We start from the raw sequence: 19,993 nt of genomic DNA, 5'->3' as shown, positions 1-19,993 counted from the left end.
AGTGGGGTGAATGAGCAGAAGGGGGCTGGGGCGGATCAGTGGGTCAGGAGAGCCCGAGTTCCTTGTCGAGGAAGTCGAAGACGTCCTCGGCCGACGCGGCGCCGAGGCGGTCGGCGACGGTGGGACCCTTTGCCGGCTCGGTGTTCCCCGCGTCGTTGTCGTCGTTGATTCGCGCGTTGAGCCGGGTGACGAGTTCCTGGAGCCGGTGGCTGATCCGGCTGCGTTCGATCTCCTCCACGGAGAGGGCCGCCGCCACGGATTCGATGCGCTCCAGCTCCGCCAGTACGGGTACGGCGGGAGCTGCTCCGCTCGGGCACAGTTCGCCGTGCAGATGCCCGGCCAGCACGTCGGGGTTCGCGTAGTCGAAGAGCAGCGTGGCCGGGAGCTTAAGACCCGTGACGGTACTCAGCCTGTTGCGGAATTCGACGGCGGTGAGCGAGTCGAATCCGAGCTCGTTGAAGGCGCGGCTGGACTGCACCGCGCTGGTGCTGTCGTAGGCGAGGACGAGCGCCACCTGTCCGCGTACCAGGTCCAGCACTTCGCGCCGCTGCTCGCTCTCGGGCAGGGCGGACAGCCGGACAACCAGGTCCGAAGCCGCTTCGGACGGGCCCGCGGGCCCGCCGGTGCCGCCGGCCGCGGTGGCACCGGTGCGTACCTCGGGGAGGCCTGCGATCAGCGGGCTGGACCGGGTCGCCGTGAAACCGGCCGCGAGCTGCGGCCAGTCGGCGTCCAGTACGCCGACGCAGGTCGCCGCCCGGTCCAGGGCCCGCTGAAGGGCCGTCAGGCAGAGTTCGGCGTCCATCGGGGCCAGGCCGCGCCACCAGGAGCGGTCCTGCGAGGCGTCCTCGCCCGCCATGCCGCCACCGTCCCAGGGTCCCCAGGCCACCGAGGTGGCCGCGAGGCCCAGGGCCCGGCGGTGCTGGGCGAGTGCGTCCAGGTAGGCGTTCGCGGCGGCGTAGCTGCCCTGTCCCGCGCTGCCGAGCAGTCCGGCGATCGAGGAGAAGGTGACGAACGCCGTCAGTCCGTGGTGCCTGGTGAGCTCGTGCAGGTGCCGGGCCGCCTCCACCTTCGGGCGCAGTACGCCGGCGAGCCGCTCGGGGGTGATGGACTCCAGCACGCCGTCGTCCAGCACGCCGGCGGTGTGCATGACGGCGGTGAGCGGCTGGTCGTCGGGCAGGCCTTCGAGCAGCGCGGCGAGGGCCGCGCGGTCGGCGACGTCGCAGGCCGCCACGGTGACCCGGGCTCCGAGCGCGGTCAGTTCGGCCGTCAGTTCCTCGGCGCCCGGTGCCTGCGGGCCACGGCGGCTGGTCAGTACGAGATGGGCGGCGCCGCGTTTGGCGAGCCAGCGGGCGACGTGCGCGCCTAGTGCGCCGGTGCCGCCGGTGACCAGGACGGTGCCGTGCGGCGTCCAGTTCCCTGCGGCGGCGGTGTCGCCCTCGGTCGCGGTCTCGTCGTCGCCGTGCGTGTCCGTGTCGCCGCTGCCACGGCTCCCGGTGCCCGCGATGGTCGTGTCGGCGGGGACGTGCACGAGCCGGCGGCCGAAGGTTCCCGAGGCGCGCACCGCGATCTGGTCCTCCGCTCCGGCCCCCTGGTCGGCGGCGCCTCCTGCCAGTACGGACACCAGCCGGGCGGCCGTACGCTCGTCGGCCGTCGGCGGCAGGTCGATCAGGCCGCCCCAGCGCTGCGGCTGTTCCAGGGCGACGACCCTGCCGAGTCCCCACACCTGGGCCTGCTCCGGGTTCGGCAGTTCCTCCGCCCCGCCCACCGCGACCGCGCCGCTGGTCAGGCACCACAGCGGCGCATCGATCGCGGCGTCGCCCAGCGCCTGGGCGAGCGCGAGGGTGGCGGTCAGGCCATACGGGTCGGCGAGAGCGAGCAGGGAGAGCACCGCGCGTACCGGTGAGCCCGCTTCGGACGCGGTACGCAGCCGGTCCGTGAGCGCGGTCCGTGCCGCGGCGGTGCCGGTGGGGTCCCCTTCGCCGGCGAGGGAGGCCAGTTCGGCGGCGTCCACCGTGATGAGGTGTGGCTGCGCGCCCCGGGCGTGCATTGCCTCGCCGAGCCGCTCTGCCCAGCGGCCGGCGGCTGCTCCCTCCGGTGCCAGGACGAGCCAGGTGCCTGCCGCGGCCGCGGTGTCCTGGGCGGGTTCAGCGAGGGGCAGCCAGTCGATCCGGTAGCTCCAGGCGTCGGCGGTCGCCTCCTTCACCCGCTGCGAGCGCCAGGACGCGAGCAGGGGCAGCACGGTGTCCAGCGATTCCCGCTGGGCGTCGCTGTCCGCGTGCAGTGCCTCGGCGAGCGCGCCGGTGTCGGTGCATTCCACGGCGTCCCAGAAGGCCTGGGCGCCCGCGCTGCCGGGCGTGGACCGGATCGTTGTACCGGAGGCGTCGGAGGCGTCGTTCTCCCACCAGTAACGCTGCCGCTGGAACGGGTAGGTGGGCAGCTGCACCCTGCGCCCGCCCCAGCCCGCGGCGGTCGCGGGCCAGTCGACCGCCGTACCGCGTACGTGCAGTTCGGCGAGCGCGGTGGTCAGCGACTGCGCCTCGGGGCGGTCGGCGCGCAGCACCGGTACGAAGGTGGTGCTCCGGGAGTCGGTGTCGTCCGTCACGCACTGCTGGGCGAGGGCGGTGAGGGTGGCGCTGGGACCCAGCTCGACGAAGGTGCTGACGCCGTGTTCACGCAGGGTGGCGATGCCGTCGCTGAAGCGGACCGTCTCGCGTACGTGCCGCACCCAGTAGTCGGCAGAAATCAACTCGCCCTCGGTGCAAAGCTTTCCGGTGAGATTGGAGACGACAGGGAGCTGCGGCGCGTGCATCGGGAGGTCCGCGACGATCTTACGGAAGTCCGCGAGCATCGGGTCCATGCGGGGCGAGTGGAAGGCGTGGCTGACGCGCAGTCGTGACGTCTTGCGGCCCTGTTCCCGGAGCTGTTCCGCGACGCGCAGGACGGCATCCTCGTCGCCGGAGAGCACCACGGCCGACGGGCCGTTCACGACGGCCACGGCGATCCGTTCGCCTTCGCCGAGCAGTGGGAGTACGTCCTCCTCGGACGCCTCGACGGCGACCATCGCGCCGCCTGCGGGCAGTTCCTGCATCAGCCGGCCCCTGGCCGCCACCAGCGCGCAGGCGTTCGCCAGGGTGAACACACCTGCGGCGTGCGCCGCTGCGATCTCCCCGATCGAGTGGCCGATCACCAGGTCGGGGCGTATCCCCCAGCTCTCCAGCAGGCGGAATAGTGCCACCTCGACGGCGAAGAGTGCGGCCTGCGCGTAGCCCGTACGGTCCAGTTCTTCCGCGCCCCGCTCGTCCTTGGACCGCCACATCACGTCACGGACGGGTGTCTCCAGCCTCGGGTCCAGTTCTGCGCAGACCGCGTCGAGCGCCGCCGCGAAAGCGGGCTGGGAGGCGTACAACTCCTGTGCCATGCCGGGGCGTTGAGCACCCTGGCCGGTGAACATGAAGGCGGTGCGCCCGCCCGGTCCCTGCGGCGTACCGAATACCAGTCCCGCGCTGTCGTCACCTGCGGCCAGTGCGTCCAGCCGGCGCAGCAGGCTGTCGTGGTCGTCCGCGACGACGACAGCCCGCTGATCGAAGACTGCCCGGGTGGTGGCCAGCGAGAACGCGACGTCCGCGGCCGTGTCGCGGCCGTCGGCGGTGAGGTGGGCACGCAGCCGGCCTGCCGACTCGCGCAGCGCCCGTTCGTCGCGCGCCGACAGCAGGTACGGAAGCACCTGCGGCTCAGCGGGGGCCGTGGGCGCTCCGGACGGTTCAGCTGCTTCGGATGCCTCGGACGCGGCTTCGGCGGGCGCTTCCTCGATGATGATGTGCGCGTTCGTACCGCTGAGTCCGAAGGAGGAGACGCCCGCCCGGCGCGGCGCGTCGCTGTGCCAGGCGACCGGCTCGGTCAGCAGCCGTACGTTCCCGGTGGTCCAGTCGACCTGCGGTGTGGGCTCGTCCACGTGCAGTGTGCGGGGCAGCACCTGGTGCTGAATCGCCTGCACCATTTTGATGATGCCGCTGACGCCTGCGGCGGCCTGCGCGTGCCCCATGTTCGACTTCACCGAGCCGAGCCACAGGGGGCTTTCGGCGGGGCGGTCCTGGCCGTAGGTGGCGAGGAGCGCCTGCGCCTCGATGGGGTCGCCGAGTACGGTGCCCGTGCCGTGTGCCTCGACCGCGTCGACGTCCTTGGTGGTGAGTCCCGCGTTGTTGAGGGCCTGACGGATGACGCGCTGCTGGGCGGGGCCGTTGGGGGCGGTGAGGCCGTTGCTTGCGCCGTCCTGGTTCACGGCGGAGCCGCGTACGACTGCCAGTACGGGGTGCCCGTTGCGCCGCGCGTCCGAGAGACGCTCCACCAGCAGCACGCCCACGCCCTCGGACCAGCCCGCGCCGTCCGCCGCGCCGGCGAAGGACTTGCATCGCCCGTCCGAGGCGAGCCCGCGCTGCCGGCTGAACTCGATGAACATCTCCGGTCCGGCCATCACGGTCACGCCGCCGGCCAGCGCCAGCGAGCACTCGCCGTTGCGCAGCGCCTGCGCGGCCAGATGCAGCGCCACCAGCGAGGACGAGCACGCCGTGTCGACCGTCACCGCGGGGCCCTCGAAGCCGAAGGTGTAGGCGACCCGGCCGGACACGAGGCTGCCGGCCGCGCTGCCGCCGGCGTAGTCGTGGTACATCAGGCCGGCGAACACCCCGGTCCTGCTGCCCTTGAGCGTGGCCGGGTCGATGCCCGCGCGCTCGAACGCCTCCCAGCTGGTCTCCAGCAGCAGCCGCTGCTGGGGGTCCGTCTCCGGCGTCTCCCTGGGGCTGAGACCGAAGAACACCGGGTCGAACTCCGCGGCGTCGTACAGGAATCCGCCCTCGCGCACATAGCTGCGGCCGGGGCGACCCGGCGCGGGGTCGTACAGCGAGTCCATGTCCCAGCCGCGGTCGTTGGGGAACTGACCGACCACATCGGTGCCTTCGTCCACCACCCGCCACAGGTCCTCGGGAGATGTGACGCCGCCCGGGTAGCGGCAGCCCATGGCGACGATCGCGATCGGCTCGTGCTTGCCGTCCTCCACCTCGCGCAGACGGCGGCGGGTCTCCTGGAGGTCAGCCGTCGCACGCCGCAGGTACTCACGCAGTTTCTGGTCGTTCGCCATCGGTGTCTGAGCCAATCTGAGGTCTGTCGAGCGATTCGGGGCGGGCGGAGCGGAAATACGGGGAGGGCATCCGGGCCGTCGGTGCCGTCGGCCCGGCTCCTGCTACGGGAGTCCGATTTCGCCGTCCAGAGCGGCGAACAGTTCGTCGTCGGTGGCCGACTCGTAATCCGCACGGACTACGGCGTCCTGCCCCGCACCGCGCCGGTCCCGCCATTTGCGTACCAGTGTCTCCAGTAGCGCGGCGACTTCCGCATGCTCCCCGTCGCGCTGGCCCTCGTCCGGGGGCGAGGCGAGCAGAGCCGATTCCAGGCGGTCGATCTCGGCGAACAGCGACTGCCCCGAGGAAAGGGCCGGCACGAGCTCGGCCGCCAGGTGCGCGGCCAGCACGGCCGGCGCGGGGAAGTCGAAGACGAGGGTCGCCGGCAGCCGCAGGCCGGTGGCCGCGCCCAACAGGTTGCGCAGATCGACGGCCGCCAGTGAATCGAAGCCGATGTCCTTGAACGCCCGCTCAGGGTCGATGTGTTGGCCGCTGCCGTGACCGAGCACGGCTGCCGCGCTGTCCCGGACCAGATCGAGGAGGAGGAGGTCGCGGTCGGCCTCCGACAGGCCGGACAGCCGCAGCGAGAGCGCTTCGGCGGCCGCCGCAGGAGCCGCTGTCGCCGCGGCCGGGACGGCGCGGCGCATCGGATTGCGTACGAGCGTACGAAGCAGCGCGGGCACCGGTCCGCCCGGCGAGCGCAGCACCGCCGCCTCCAGCCCGACCGGTACGAGCACCGGGGCATCGACAGCCATGGCCGAATCCAGCAGGGCCAGCGCCCGGCCGGTGGGCAGCGGGCGCATGCCCATCCGCCGTATCCGTTCCAGATCGGCCTCGGTCAGCCGGCCCGCCATGCCCTGGGTCTCGGCCCACAGGCCCCAGGCGAGGGAGAGAGCAGGCAGGCCCTGGGTCCTGCGGTGGCGGGCGAGGGCATCGAGGAAGACGTTCGAGGCGGCGTAGTTGGCCTGTCCGGCGCCGACGAAGAGGCCTGCGGTGGAGGAGAACAGCACGAAGGCGACAAGTGGTTGATGCTGCGTCAGCTCGTGCAGATGCCAGGCTGCGTCCGCCTTGGGACGCAGTACCGAGTCCACGCTTCGCGCGGTCTGCGTCTCGATCAGGCTGTTGTCGGCCACACCTGCTGTATGGATCACAGCCGTGAGGGGGTGACAGGACGGGATCTCGGCGAGCAGCTTCTCCAGTGCGGCGCGGTCCGCGACATCACATGCCACCGGTACCGCTTCGGTCCCGAACTCGGCCAGTTCTTGAGCAAGTTCAAGAGCACCGGGCGCCTTCTCACCGCGACGGCTGACCAGCAGCAGCCGACGGGCGCCGTGCCGCGCGGCCAGGTGGCGGGCGACAGCGGCACCGAGGCCGCCGGTTCCGCCCGTGATCAGTACGGTGCCTTCCGGATCCCCCCGGGGCGCGCCGATGACCTCGACTGCGCTCTGCTGCTCTCTCACGAGCCGCGGTTCCAACAACTTGCCGTCACGCAGAACGAGTTCGGTTCCGTCAGTGGCTGCAGCAGATCGCAGAAGCTGCGCGGAGGCCGGGGTGCCGTCCCAGTCGAGGAGCAGCAGCCTCCCACCGGGTTGTTCGGCCTGTGCGGAACGCACCAGGCCCCACAACGGAGCGTGAGCCAGGTCCACGGCCGTGCCGGGCTCGGCGTCTGGGCCGGCCGCGCCGCTGGTGAGGATCACCAGCCGGGAGTCGACGAACCTCGGGTCGGCCAGCCACTCCTGCACGGCCTCCAGCACACGGACCATCGCGGTGCGCATACGGTCCAGCAGACCGGTTCCGTGATCCTCGCCTCCTGTGCACGCGAGGGCTCCTGTGCATGCGAGGGCCACGAAGTCCGGTACGGGGCCGGACGTCGCCCTGAGTGCCGCGAGATCGGAGAACACCGGAGCCTCGGCGCCGAAAGCCGCCACGAGCCGGTCGTCCTCGCTGCTGCCGATGACCGCCCAGCTGCCGGCCGGTTCCTCGGACGGAGACCATCCGGCCCGCTCGGCCCAGCTCGGCCGCAGCAGTGCGTCGTCGTCACTACCGGCCGCCGCCAGCTGTTCGGCGCTGACGGCACGCGCGGCCAGCGAACGTATCGATATCACCGGAGCACCGGTCGAGTCCGTGGCCAGCACTGACGCCTCGTCAGGACCATGGGACGTCACGCGTACACGCAATGAGGTAGCACCTGCCGCGTGCACCGAAACGCCGCTCCACGCGAAGGGCAGCCGCGGCCCTTCGGCACTGGCCTGGCTGTCGCCCTCATCAAAGAGATTGGCATGGAGGGCGGCGTCGAGCAGGGCCGGATGGACGCCGAAGGCGCCGGCGTCCTGGTGAGCTTCCGGGGGGAGGGCGACTTCGGCGTAGATGTCGCTGCCGGCGCGCCAGGCGGCCTTGAGCCCCTGGAACACGGGGCCGTAGTGGTAACCCTGAGTGGCGAGGTCTTCGTAGGTGTCGTGCAACGTGATGGGATGGGCGCCGGTGGGCGGCCAGTTGCTGAGATCGGAGATGGAGTCAGCCTCGACCGAGGGGAGTTGGGGAATGAGAGTGCCTTGGGCGTGCTGAGTCCAGGGCGCATCACTGGGTACGTCGCCCGAGTCCGGGCGTGAGTGGATGGTGAGGGTGCGGCGGTCGGACGCGTCAGGGGGCCCGACCGTGATCTGGAGCTGGAGAGCCTGCTCCGGGGCGAGAACGAACGGCGCCTGGAGGGTGAGCTCTTCGAGGTGGGGGGTGCCGGTGTGGTCACCGGCGTGGATGGCGAGTTCGACGAGAGCGGTGCCGGGCAGAAGCACGGCGCCCATGATGCGGTGGTCGGCCAGCCAGGGGTGGGTGCGGGTACTGATGCGCCCGGTGAGGATGGATTCGTCGGTGCCGGCGCGGTGGAGTACGGCGCCGAGCAGGGGGTGACGGGCGGAGGCCTGGCCGAGGGTGGTGACGTCGCCGGCGCCCGGGGCCGACTCCAGCCAGTAGCGCCGGCGTTGGAAGGGGTAGGTGGGGAGGTCGACGTGCCGGGCGGTTCCTGTGGTGTGCAGGGCGGGCCAGTGGACGGTGTGCCCACTGGTCCAGAGGCGGGCCAGGGCGGTGAGGGTCTCGGCCTGCTCGGGGCGGTTGCGGCGCAGGAGCGGGACGAACACGGCTGTGGTGTCGTCGGGGAGGGCGTCGGGGGCCATGGCGGTGAGGACCGCGTCGGGGCCGATTTCGAGGTAGGTGGTGATGCCTTCGGTGGCCAGGGCGCGTATGGCGTCGTTGAAGCGGACGGCTTCGCGGACGTGGGTCACCCAGTAGTCGGGGGACGTGAGCTCACCCGGCGTGGCGGTGCGTCCGGTGACGTTCGAGACGACCGGGGTACGGGGCTCGCTGTAGGCGAGGCCCGACACCACCGTGCGGAACTCGTCCAGGATCGGGTCCATCAGCGGGGAGTGGAAGGCGTGCGAGACCTTCAGGTACGAGGTCTTGCCGCCCTGGGCGCGTACCGCCTCCACGACCTTGTCGACGGAGGCCGCCGTGCCGGAGACCACCACTGCGCGAGGGCCGTTGACCGCCGCGATCGCCGCGTTGCCGACGCCGTTGAGGTGGGTGCGGACATCGTCTTCGGTGGCCTGGAGGGCGGCCATGGTGCCGCCGTCGGGCAGGGCCTGCATGAGCCGGCCGCGCGCGGCGACCAGGGTGCAGGCGTCGGCGAGGGAGAACACGCCGGCGGCGTGCGCCGCGCTGATCTCGCCGATGGAGTGCCCGGCCAGCAGATCGGGGCGTACACCCAGCGACTCCATCAGGCGGAACAGGGCCGTCTCGACAGCGAACAGGGCGGGCTGGGCGTACTCCGTCCGGTCCAGCAGCACCGCCGGGTCCGAACCCTCCTGAGCGAAGAGCACGTCTTTCAGGGGGTGGTCCAGCAGGGGGTCCAGGTGTCCGCACACCTCGTCCAGGGCTGCCGCGAACACCGGAAAGGCTGCGGCGAGTTCGCGTCCCATACCGGGGCGCTGCGCGCCCTGTCCGGTGAACAGGAAGGCCAGCCGCCCCTCAACCTGCGTGCCCCGCACGACACCCGCCTCCTCGCCGGCCTCCAGTGCCCGTAGCCCGGACAGCAACTGCCCACGCTCCGCACTGGTGACCACCGCACGACGCTCCAGCTGCGCACGGGACGTGGCCAGGGCCAGGGCCACATCCACCGGATGAGGGGCCTCCGCCCCTTCCAGCAGGCCCACCAGACCGGCCGCCTGTGCCCGCAGCGCACCATCGGTCCGCGCGCTGAGCAACAGTGGCAGCGTCGGCTGCGCGGCATCCTGACGCTCCGGGGCCGCCTCCTCCTGGGGCGCCTCTTCGATGATCACGTGCGCGTTCGTCCCGCTGATCCCGAACGACGAGACTCCCGCCCGGCGCGGCCGCTCACTGTCCCAGGCCACCGCCTCGGTCAGCAGCTCCACCCGCCCCACCGTCCAGTCCACCTTCGACGACGGCTCATCCACATGCAACGTCTTGGGCAGCACACCATGACGCATCGCCATGACCATCTTGATGATCCCGGCCACACCCGCCGCAGCCTGTGTATGACCCAGATTCGACTTCACCGATCCGAGCCACAGTGGGCCCTGGTCCGAACGGTTCTGACCGTACGTCGCCAGCAGCGCCTGCGCCTCGATCGGGTCGCCGAGCTTCGTACCCGTACCGTGCGCCTCCACCGCGTCCACGTCAGCCGGACGCAGCCGCGCGTTTGCCAGTGCCTGCAGGATGACCCGCTGCTGCGACGGGCCGTTCGGCGCCGTCAGACTGCTGCTTGCCCCGTCCTGGTTGACCGCGCTGCCCCGTACCACTCCCAGCACGCGGTGGCCGTTGCGCTGGGCGTCGGAGAGCCGCTCCACCAACAGCACACCCACACCCTCGCCCCACCCGGTGCCGTCCGCGGCTTCGGCGAAGGCCTTGCAGCGGCCGTCGGCCGCGAGCCCGCGCTGCCGGCTGAACTCGGTGAAGGTGTCGGGCGTCGACATCACCGTCACACCGCCGGCCAGGGCCAGCGAGCATTCGCCGTTGCGCAGCGCCTGTACCGCCCAGTGCAGCGCCACCAGCGACGACGAGCACGCCGTGTCCACCGTCACCGCCGGGCCTTCCAGCCCCAGGGCGTAGGAGACGCGGCCCGACACGACGCTGCCTGAATTGCCGTTGCCGATGTACCCGTCCACCTCGTCCGGAATGCTGGACAGGCGCGAGGCGTAGTCGTGGTACATCACTCCGGCGAAGACACCGGTCCGACTGCCGCGCAGTGAGTGCGGGTCGAGCCCGGCGCGCTCCAGTGCTTCCCAGGAGGCCTCCAGGAGCAGCCGCTGCTGCGGGTCCATCGCCAGCGCCTCACGCGGGCCGATGCCGAAGAACTCGGCGTCGAAGTCGGCCGCGTCGTGCAGGAATCCGCCCTCACGGGCATAGGTCTTACCGGGCTGGTCAGGGTCGGGGTCGTACAGTCCCTCGATGTCCCAGCCACGCCCGGCAGGGAATCCGGAGATTCCGTCCCGGCCGGTTTCCAGTAGTTGCCACAGCTCCTCGGGAGATGTGACGCCACCCGGATAGCGGCAGCTCATGCCGACGATCGCGATGGGCTCGTGTTCCCTGCGCTCGGCTTCGCGCAACTGGCGGCGTGCCTCCCGAAGATCGGCCGTCGCTCGCTTGAGGTAGTCGAGAAGCTTCTTCTCGCTTTCCACCCAAGAACCCCCTGAACCCGGTCGGATTGTCCATCCGAACGCTACGGGCGGCCCTCATCCGCCGACCACCCATAACCCCCCCTAGCCACCCCTACTAGCGGTCGCCGACAGGGGCCCCTACGCAAATACCGAAGCTATGGGCACTCTTAAGAATCACTTGGTGAACCACCATATCCAGGGGTCGGCGAAGAAGCCCTTCAACTAAGGGCTCATAGGGGTTGCTAGGGGTCTGCCTGACTACTTCGCTGCTATAGCGTTCTTCCCGTTGAAGGCTGCGAAACATTGACCTGGGGTGGGAATATGCCCGCGACACCGACCGCCAGAGGAACCGCCCCCTTCGGCGATTACAAGACCTGGTACCGCGTCACCGGGGATCTCCGCTGCGGACTGCCGCCCGTCGTCGTACTGCACGGTGGTCCCGGCAGCACGCACGACTACCTGCTGAGCATGACGGCCCTGGCGGAGGCCGGCCGGCCGGTAGTCCACTACGACCAGCTGGGGAACGGCGGGTCGACGCGGCTGCCGGACAACGGGACGGACTTCTGGACCGTCCAGCTCTTCCGGGACGAACTCGACAACCTGTTGCGGCACCTCGGGGTGGCCGACAACTACATTCTGTTCGGTCAGTCCTGGGGCGGGATGCTGGCCGCGGCTCATGCCTCCGACCGGCCGGCCGGACTACGCGGCCTGGTGATCGCCAACTCACCGGCGTCGATGCCGCTGTGGCTCCAGGAGATGAAGGTGCTCAGGGAGCAGCTTCCGCCAGAGGTGCAGGAGACGCTGCTCCAGCACGAGGCCGCGGGCACCACGGACACCGACGAATACTTCGCGGCCATGCGGGTCTTCTACGACCGTCATGTGTGCCGCGTCCTTCCGTGGCCCCGGGACTATCTGGCCACCTTCATGGAGATCAATGACGATCCGACCGTCTACCACGCCATGAACGGGCCCAATGAATTCCATGTCATCGGGACGCTCAAGGACTGGTCGGTCGAAGACCGGCTGCCGCACATCGAAGTACCGACCCTATTGATCAGCGGGCGTTACGACGAGGCCACGCCGGCCACCGTCCGACCCTATTTCGAGCGCATACCGAAAGTGCGCTGGGAAATCTTCGAGGAATCCAGTCACATGCCGCACATCGAAGAGCCCGAGCGTTTCACCTCGGTCATGGTCGGTTTTCTCAAGGAAATCCAAGAACACCAAGAACTCAACAACTTGAAGGATGAGGCACGCGGGTGACCACTGCTCAGGAGGTTCGCGCATATCCGTTCAGCGAGCCGGACCGGCTCATACTCGACCCCATGTACGCGAAGCTGCGTACGGAGGAACCGCTGAGCCGGGTGCAGTTCCCGATCGGCGAACCCGCCTGGCTGGCCACGCGCTACCAGGACGTACGCACCGTCCTGGCCGACCCCCGCTTCAGCCGGGCGATGGCCAGGACGCGCAACCAGCCGCGCACCCACCCCGGCGAGCACTTGGACGACGGCCTGGTCGGCATGGACGCACCGGACCACGCCCGACTTCGCAAGCTGGTCGCCAAGGCGTTCACCGGGCGCCGCGTGGAGCTGATGCGCGCGGACACCCAGCGGATCGTGAACGGCCTGGCCGACACCATGGTCGAGCAGGGCGGCCCCTTCGAGATGGTGGAGAACTTCGCCGTCCCCGTGCCGGTGACGGTGATCTCCGAGATGCTGGGTGTGCCGGCGGCGGACCGCCCCAAGCTGCGCGTCTGGTCCGAGGCGATGGTCTCCACGACGGCGCTGCCGTGGGAAGAGATGGAGCGCAACGCCAAGGAGCTGTTCGCCTACATCGGCGAGCTGGTCGCGGAGCGGCGTCGCAATCCCACCGAGGACCTGCTCGGCGCGCTGGTCAAGACGCGTGACGAGGACGGCGACCGGCTGAGCGAGGAGGAGCTGGTCATGCATGTGACCGGTGGCCTGCTCATCACCGGCACCGAGACGACCGCCTCGCAGATCCCCAACTTCCTCTACGCACTGCTCAGCCAGCGCGACCAGTGGGAACTGCTCTGCTCGAAACCGGAGTTGGTGCCGCAGGCGGTCGAGGAACTGGTGCGCTGGATCCCGCTGAACTACTCCGCGATGTTCGCCAGGTACGCCCTGGAGGACGTCCAGTTCGGTGATGTCACGGTGAAGGCCGGTGAACCGGTGCTCGGTTCGGTGGCCTCGGCCAACCGCGACCCCGAGATCTTCGAGGACCCCGAGCGGCTCGACGTGACCCGCGAGAACAATCCGCACATCGGCTTCGGTCACGGGCCGCACCACTGTCTGGGCGCCCAGCTCGCGCGGATGGAGCTCCAGAGCGTGCTGAGCACCCTCATCGAGCGCTTCCCCACCCTGGACATCGCCGATGTCGAGGACAGTGTCGTCTGGAAGCAGGGAATGCTGGTGCGCGGTCCGAAGCGGCTGCGAGTGACTTGGTGAGCAGTTGGGCCATCGCCGTCGACCGGACGGCCTGCATCGGCGCGTCGGTGTGCGCCAATTACGCGCCCGGCCACTTCGAGTTGCGGTCCGGCAAGTCCTACCCGCGGGTCGGGACGACGGAACCCGACGAGGCGGCGCTGGACGCCGCGGAGACCTGCCCGGTGTCCGCGATCACGGTGCACGACACCAGCACCGGCGTGCTGCTCGCTCCCGAGGAGTAGCGGTACGGGTACGGGCACCGCTCCCCGTACCCGTCCGCCCCGCCCGCTCCATCACCCCCGCCACTCAACGTCTGTGCCTCCGTATGCCTGTACATCTCGAAGGGACCATGCACATGACCACCGCATCCCCGACCGGTACCGCGATGATCTTCCCCGGCATGGGGCCCACCCCTTTCGCGGAGGTCGGGAAGTTCATGGTCATCAACCCCTACGCCCGGAAGCTGATCGCCACCGCCGACCAGGTCCTCGGGTACTCGCTGCTCGACCGCTACCGGCAGACCGAGGGCGACTACAGCGAATACGCCCAGGTCGCGTTCATGGTCAACTCGCTGGCGCTGGCCCAGTGGGCCGGGCACACGCTGGGTGTCGAGGCCGAGCTGTGCACGGGCCCGAGCTTCGGCGAGAAGCCGGCCGCCGCGTTCAGCGGCGCGCTGGACTTCCCCGACGCCGTCCGCGCCACCGCCGGATTCGCGCGCCTGCTGGAGGACTACTTCAGTACGGAGTTCAAGGACCTGGTCACCCACTCCTTCGTGCGTGTGCCCGAGGACAAGCTGCGAGAAGTACTGGCGGAGCTGGACGAACGCGGCGAGACGTACGAGATCTCCTGCTACATCGACGACGACTTCTACATGCTCACGCTGCGCGAGCACAACCTCGAATGGCTGAAGCCCAGGCTGCGTTCACTGGGCGGCATGTCGCTGTACTCGATGCGGCCGCCGATGCACTGCTCGGCATTCGGAGGACTGCGCGCCCGCGCCCAGGAAGAGGTCTTCGGGCCCCTGGACTTCGCCGACCCGCGGATCCCGGTCGTCGCGGATCAGGACGGCTCGCTGATCACCACGGGTGAGGGGGTGCGCACCATGCTGCTGGACAGCTGCGTACGCCCGATGCGCTGGCCCGCGGTCGTCGACGCGCTGCGCGAAGCCGGCGTCGGCACCGTGTGCGTGGCCGGTAAGGACAGTCTCTTCGGCCGGGTGCGGCGCACGACGTCCAACTTCGAGGTGGTACCGGTCACGCCGCGGGTCGCTCTCCAGCCGAGGCCGCAGCCCGCCCGTACCTGAACCGTTCCTCTCTCACCTCCTCCGAAAGGTAATTCACCATGTGGGACCAGAAGTTCGAGGATCTGCTACGCAGGTTCCTGCCGTTCCTCGGCGCCGGCGAGAAGCTCGCCGAGGACACCACGCTGCGCGACCTGGGCCTGGACTCGCTCGGCATCGTCGAGCTGCTCGCGGCGCTGGAGCAGACGTACGACGTGCGGTTCCAGGACGAGGCACTCGGCCAGGAGACGTTCCAGACCCCCGGTGTGCTGTGGAAGGTGCTGTCCGGTCTGGTCGAGGAGCAGGCCGCCTGAATCCGCGGCACCCGGGACCCGCAGGGTCGAGCATCGAAGGAGGAGCAGTGGACGCAGCCATGGGAGAGGCGCTGCACGGGCGTTTTCTGCGCGGAGTCGACCTGGCGCCGCGCAACGACGCGGTACGGGTCGGGGCCGACTCGGTCACGTACGAGCAGGCGCACGAGCGGGCGCTCGTCTGGGCAGGTGCGCTGCTGCGCGCGGTGCGCAAACCGCCGGGCACCGTGGCGGTGCTGGCGGCGAAGGGAGTCGACGCGTACGTCGGCATCCTCGCCGCGCTGTACGCGGGAGCCACCGTCGTGCCGCTGCAACCGAGCTTCCCCCCGGCGCGCACCCGCCGCATGATGCGGGCCGCTCAGGTGTCCGCCGTCATCGCCGACGCGGCCGGCTGGGCGCAGTTGCCGGAGCTGATGGCGCCGGGGCCGGACGGCGAGGAGCCGCTCGACACTGGTGGCCCCGACGCCGTACTGCCCGTCCTCGCGCCCGGTTGCGGACCCGGTACGCATCCGAGTGTCGACCGGATCGTCCCGGAAGCGGCCGGCGCGCTGAGCGAGCCGCGCCCGGTGCGGCCGGCCGACGCGGCGTACGTGTTGTTCACCTCCGGGTCGACGGGCCGCCCCAAGGGCGTGCCGATCAGCCACGGAAGTGCCTCGCACTACTTCCGGCTCCAGGACGAGCGTTACGACTTCACGCCGCAGGACGTCTTCTCCCAGACCTTCGACCTCAACTTCGACTGCGCGATGTTCGATCTGTTCTGCGCCTGGGGTGCGGGGGCGACCGCACTGTGGGCGCCGCCCGGTGCGTACCGCGCGATGCCGACCTTCCTGGCCGAGAGCCGGACGACGGTGTGGTTCTCCACGCCCAGCGCGATCCCGCTGGTGCGCCGGCTCGGCGGGCTGGTTCCCGGCGCGCTGTCCGGACTGCGCTGGAGCTTCTTCGCCGGTGAGGCACTGACCTGTCAGGACGCCACCGACTGGCAGACGGCCGCGCCGCATTCGACGCTGGAGAACCTGTACGGACCGACCGAGCTGACGATCACGATCGCCGCGCACCGGTGGGAGCCGGAGCGTTCCCCGGGGATCGCGGTGAACGGTGTGGTGCCGATCGGCCGGGTCAACGACGGACACGACCACCTCCTGCTCGACGAAGGCGGTCAACCTGCATCCAGTGAGGGTGAGTTGTGTGTGACGGGACCTCAGATGGCTCGCGGCTACCTGGATCCGGCCGACAATGAAGGCCGCTTCCTGGAGCACGACGAGCGCACCTGGTACCGCACCGGAGACCGGGTCCGGCGAATCGGCGAGGACGGCGAACTCGCCTACCTGGGACGGCTGGACTCGCAGGTGCAGATCGCGGGATGGCGCGTGGAGCTCCCCGAGATCGACCACGCGCTGCGCGGCTGCGAGGGCGTCACCGAGGCGGTCACGGTCGATGTGGCCGGCGCTTCGGGCACCGAACTCGCGGTCTTCTACACCGGTTCGGCCGTGCCCGCCGCCACGTTCGCCCGGCAGCTGCGGGCGGTCCTGCCGCAGGGCATGACGCCCAGGCACTACTGGCGGCTGGACGAGTTCCCGCTCAATTCCAACCGGAAGACCGACCGGGGTGTACTGCGGGGCCGTGCCGAGGCGTGGCTGGGAGCGGCCCGTACGCACAGCGCCCCCGGCGCCACCACTGAGACCACCAGCACGTCCAGCAAGCCCAGCACGCCGACGACCTGACAGGAGAAGAGCGTTGGACAGCACTTCCGGCGCGGTGCACGGGGTCCCCGTGCCCGGCCACAGTCATGGCAGCCTTGTCCACACCCTGCTGGACGAGGCCGTCTCCTCCACGCCCTCATCGGCGGCGGTCAGCGACGCCGACGGGCAGTGGAGCTACGCCCGTCTCGACAAGTACAGCCGCGCCTTCGCCGACTGGCTGGAGGCGCAGGGTCTCGGACCGGGCGATCGCCTGGTCGTACAACTGCCGACCAACCGGGAACTGGTCGCCCTGTTCTACGGCGCGTCCCGGCGCGGAGTCGTCTTCGTACCGCTCAACCCGAACATGAAGGCATTCCACCTGCGTTCGGTGCTGGAGAACGCCGAGCCCGCCCTGGTCGTCGGCGCCGAGGGACAGCACGAGACGCTCAGCACGGTCACCACGGCCCCCGTCCACCCGTTCGGCGGTGTGTGGAGCGAGGTGGAGAAGATCGCCGACCGGGGTCCGCGGCCGCAGACGGCGGTCGACGTCGCGCCGGACCAGCCCGCGGTCCTCGTCTACACCTCGGGCAGCACCGCCGCCCCGAAGGCGGTGATCTGCCCGCACGCGCAGATCACCTTCGCCACCCGGTCGATGGTCCAGGTGCTCGGCTACCGCCCCGACGACGTGGTGTTCTGCCGCTTCCCGATGTCCTGGGACTACGGCCTGTACAAGGTCCTGATGTGCGCGGTCGGGCGCAGCGAAATCGTGCTGGCCGACGGCGAGTCGGACCTCCGGCTGCTGTCCGCCATCAGGGACAGCGGGGCCACCGTCGTCCCGATCGTGCCGTCGCTGGCCGCCATGATCGCCACGCTGGCGCGCCGCTCCGAGAATCCCGCGCCCCTGGTGCGGATGTTCACCAACACCGGTGCCGCACTGCCCCAGCCGACCATCGAGACGCTGCGCGACGCGTTCCCCGGTGTGCGTGTGGTCCGCCAGTTCGGGCAGACCGAATGCAAGCGCGTCTCCATCATGCCGCCGGGGCAGGACCGCGAGCGGCCCGACTCGGTCGGTCTGCCGCTGCCCGGCACCCGGGTCCTCATCCTGGGCGAGGACGGCGAGCCCGTGCCCGCCGGGGAGTCCGGCGAGATCGTCGCCGCGGGCCCGCACGTGATGCCCGGGTACTGGCGCAATCCGGAGGTGAGCGCGCGCAACTTCCGCCGCCACGAGCCCTCCGGAGAGCTGCGGCTGCACACCGGGGACTACGGCTCTCTCGACGAGGACGGCTATCTGTACTTCCAGGGCCGCCGCGACGACATGTTCAAGCGCAAGGGCATCCGGATGAGCACCATCGAGATCGAGGCCGCCGCCATGGACATTCCCGGCGTGCGGCAGGCGGCGGTGCTGCCGCCCTCGGACCGGCACGACCTGGCGCTGTTCGTGGAGTCCGATCTCGCGCCACACGCGATCCTGCGCGAGCTGGCAGGCCGGCTGGAGCGGCAGAAGGTTCCCGCGACCTGTCGGGTACTCAGTGACTTCCCCCTCACCCTGCACGGCAAGAACGAGAAGAAGCAGCTCGCCGAGCTGCTCGACGGGAGCGACCAGTGACTCGGTACACCGAGCTGGCCGAGCGGTACGGTACTCCGCTGTACGTGTACGACCTGGACCGGATCGCCGCGGCGCGGCAGGACCTGTTCGACGCTCTGCCTGAACCGTTCAGTCTGTTCAGCGCGGTCAAGGCCAATCCGCACCCGGAGGTGCTGCGCGCCCTTGGCGCGGGCGACGGGCGCGTCTGCCGGGCCGAGATCAGCTCGCTGGGCGAGTTGGCCGCCGCACTGGAGGCCGGGTTCGATCCGGCGGAGATCCTTTACACCGGTCCTGGCAAGACGGACGGCGAGCTGATCGACGCCATCGGCGCCGGGGTGCGGCTGTTCTCGGTGGAGTCCCTCACCGACATGGAGCATGTGGGCGCCGCCGCCGGTGTCCAGGGGGTGGTGGCCGACTGTCTGCTGCGCATCAACAGCGCCTCGGCCAGCGCCACCACCAGCATCCGCATGACCGGCACGCCCTCGCAGTTCGGCATCGACACCGAGACGCTGGGCGAGATGCTGCCCAAACTGCGCGCGGTGCCCGGCACCCGGGTCGCGGGTGCGCACTTCTTCCCGCTCAGCAATGCCAGGGACGAGGACAGCCTGGTCGGGGAGTTCCGGCACACGTTGTCGGTCGCCGCCGATCTCGAGAGCGAACACGGGCTGCCGCTGCGGTTCCTGGACATCGGCGGCGGCTTCGCCGCACCGTACGCCGTGCCCGGTGAGCGCCCGGTGTACGAGAAGCTGCGCGAGGGGCTGGAGACCACGCTGGACGAGCTGTTCCCCGACTGGCGCCGGGGCACACCGCACCTCGCCTGCGAGTCCGGCCGCTATCTGGTGGGCGACAGCGGTGTGTTGCTGACCCGGGTGGTCAACATCAAGGAGAGCCGCGGCCGTACGTTCGTCATCCTGGACGCCGGCATCAACACCTTCGGTGGGATGTCGGGCCTGGGCCGGCTGCTGCCTGTGGCGGTCCAGCCGGAGGGCCCTGAGCAGGCCGCGGAGATCGAGGACGGCAGAGGGCTGAGCGCCAGTCTGGTCGGTCCGCTGTGCACGCCGGGCGATGTGCTCGGCCGCCAGGTGGACCTGCCGAATCTGCGCGTCGGAGACATCCTCACCATCCCTAACGCAGGGGCGTACGGCCCCACCGCGAGCCTCCTGATGTTTCTGGGCCGGCCCGCTCCCGCCGAGGTGCTGGTGCGCGGTGGTGAGGTGGTGTCCGCGTCCCGGCTGGAGCACAGCCGGGTCCCGCTGGCCCCGTCGGCCCCGTCGGAAGGCCCGGCACCGGTCGGTGGAGGGCGGGCATGACCCTACTCGCGCGGCAGCTGACGGGACCGGGACCGGCGAGCACCGAGGCGAACACGGCAGCGGTGGCCACGGCGCGACGCCGGCAGACGGTCCTGGTCAGCGGGCTGGCTTCCGACTCGCACACCTGGAACCTGGTGTTCATGCAGCTGCTGATCGAGGAGCAGGGGTACGACGTGGTGAATCTGGGCCCGTGTGTCCCGGACGAGCTGCTCGTACAGGAGTGCCTGGAGCGCGCGCCGGCCATGCTCGTACTGAGCAGCGTCAACGGTCACGGCGCCCAGGACGGTCTGCGCGTCATCAGGAAGCTCCGCGACGAGCGCGGACTGGCGGAGCTGCCCGCGGTGATCGGTGGGAAGCTCGGCATCTCCGGCGGCGAGGGCGCTGGGCGCGTGGCGGAACTGGTCGCCGCGGGCTTCGACAGTGTATTCGAGGACGGCGCGCAGGAGATCGCCGCCTTCCAGCGTTTCATCGGTGGCATACCGCAGAGAGCGCTGTCGTGAACGACCGCTTCGCTGCGGCGCCGGAGAACGGTCCGGCCCGGCGAG

The 19,993-nt window shown here is 70.4% G+C and carries 11 protein-coding genes; 9 read left to right on the top strand and 2 right to left on the bottom strand.

What is annotated here, in order from left to right; all coding sequences use genetic code 11:
• Window positions 1-43: 43 nt before the first annotated feature.
• Window positions 44-5,134 carry a type I polyketide synthase gene (locus tag OG611_RS38305; RefSeq protein WP_266431450.1) on the bottom strand — a complete coding sequence of 1,697 codons (5,091 nt, stop codon included), beginning with the start codon at window positions 5,132-5,134 and terminating at the stop codon, window positions 44-46.
• Between the two features lie 102 nt (window positions 5,135-5,236).
• A complete protein-coding gene (locus OG611_RS38300) occupies window positions 5,237-10,861 on the bottom strand; it encodes a type I polyketide synthase (RefSeq protein WP_266430978.1) in 5,625 nt (1,874 codons plus the stop codon).
• A gap of 300 nt (window positions 10,862-11,161) precedes the next feature.
• Here OG611_RS38300 and OG611_RS38295 point away from each other — a divergent pair, with 300 nt between their 5' ends.
• The 9 genes from OG611_RS38295 to OG611_RS38255 all read left to right on the top strand — a co-directional run bounded on the left by OG611_RS38295 (window position 11,162) and on the right by OG611_RS38255 (window position 19,948).
• Complete coding sequence (locus OG611_RS38295) at window positions 11,162-12,103, top strand: proline iminopeptidase-family hydrolase (protein ID WP_266430976.1); 942 nt, start codon at window positions 11,162-11,164, stop codon at window positions 12,101-12,103.
• On the top strand, window positions 12,100-13,305 hold the full coding sequence (locus OG611_RS38290; protein ID WP_266430974.1) for a cytochrome P450: 1,206 nt from the start codon (window positions 12,100-12,102) through the stop codon (window positions 13,303-13,305). Before OG611_RS38295 ends, OG611_RS38290 begins: the two co-directional genes overlap by 4 nt.
• Entirely contained in the window at window positions 13,302-13,526 is a 225-nt protein-coding gene (locus OG611_RS38285; protein WP_266430973.1) for a ferredoxin, read from the top strand. Before OG611_RS38290 ends, OG611_RS38285 begins: the two co-directional genes overlap by 4 nt.
• Before the next feature lie 113 nt (window positions 13,527-13,639).
• Entirely contained in the window at window positions 13,640-14,587 is a 948-nt protein-coding gene (locus OG611_RS38280; protein ID WP_266430971.1) for an ACP S-malonyltransferase, read from the top strand.
• A gap of 38 nt (window positions 14,588-14,625) precedes the next feature.
• Entirely contained in the window at window positions 14,626-14,877 is a 252-nt protein-coding gene (locus OG611_RS38275) for a phosphopantetheine-binding protein (protein ID WP_266430969.1), read from the top strand.
• Window positions 14,878-14,936: 59 nt separating this feature from the next.
• The gene (locus OG611_RS38270) at window positions 14,937-16,595 is read left to right on the top strand and encodes an AMP-binding protein (protein WP_266431449.1); all 1,659 of its coding nucleotides are present in this window, start codon (window positions 14,937-14,939) and stop codon (window positions 16,593-16,595) included.
• Between the two features lie 49 nt (window positions 16,596-16,644).
• Window positions 16,645-18,159, top strand: a complete 1,515-nt coding sequence (locus OG611_RS38265) for an AMP-binding protein (RefSeq protein WP_266431447.1) — start codon at window positions 16,645-16,647, stop codon at window positions 18,157-18,159.
• Complete coding sequence (locus tag OG611_RS38260; protein ID WP_266430967.1) at window positions 18,156-19,448, top strand: type III PLP-dependent enzyme; 1,293 nt, start codon at window positions 18,156-18,158, stop codon at window positions 19,446-19,448. The genes OG611_RS38265 and OG611_RS38260 overlap by 4 nt, the downstream gene beginning before the upstream one ends.
• The gene (locus OG611_RS38255; RefSeq protein WP_266430965.1) at window positions 19,445-19,948 is read left to right on the top strand and encodes a cobalamin B12-binding domain-containing protein; all 504 of its coding nucleotides are present in this window, start codon (window positions 19,445-19,447) and stop codon (window positions 19,946-19,948) included. Before OG611_RS38260 ends, OG611_RS38255 begins: the two co-directional genes overlap by 4 nt.
• Window positions 19,949-19,993: the final 45 nt, after the last annotated feature.

The sequence above is a fragment of the Streptomyces sp. NBC_01363 genome (genome assembly GCF_026340595.1).
In the GTDB taxonomy this organism is placed as follows: domain Bacteria; phylum Actinomycetota; class Actinomycetes; order Streptomycetales; family Streptomycetaceae; genus Streptomyces.
Note: the sequence above shows the minus strand (reverse complement) of the source record. Positions and strands in the feature narration are given on the sequence as shown.